The organism is Parazoarcus communis SWub3 = DSM 12120, from assembly GCF_003226565.1.
GTDB lineage: Bacteria > Pseudomonadota > Gammaproteobacteria > Burkholderiales > Rhodocyclaceae > Parazoarcus > Parazoarcus communis.
The window spans coordinates 1-334 of sequence record NZ_QKOE01000152.1 but is presented as its reverse complement, the minus strand read 5'-3'; the positions used below and the strand labels follow the sequence as shown (position 1 = coordinate 334).

General features: G+C 63.5%; 1 protein-coding gene. It reads right to left on the bottom strand.

The window, feature by feature from the left end; all coding sequences use genetic code 11:
• The coding region (locus DNK49_RS23500; RefSeq protein ID WP_133255188.1) for a transposase family protein at positions 1–290 on the bottom strand (290 nt) is incomplete at its 3' end.
• Positions 291–334 lie beyond the last annotated feature (44 nt).

Genomic DNA, 334 nt, shown 5'->3' with positions numbered 1-334 from the left:
ACCCAGGTGCGAAACGCCAGTTCGAACTGTTTCGGATCGAGCAGCGCGAGCACCCGCTCGAAGGTGTCGGGCGAGGCCACGCCGTAGTCCAGCCGCAGGAAACCCCGCAGCCACGGCAGCTTGGCGCGCCCCCACTGCGAGATCTCCTCGAAGTCGTCCGCACCGCTGAGCACCGCACACACCGCCACAGTGAGCAGTTCGCTCAACCTGTGCCGTGTCTGTTGTGCGTTGCGCCAGTCCTCGAGCCCCTCGAAAACCTCCACCATGTCGGCCAGCTTCCCTATGTCCATCGGTCGCCCAAAAAGACAGGACGCTACACAAAACAAGGGCCTGT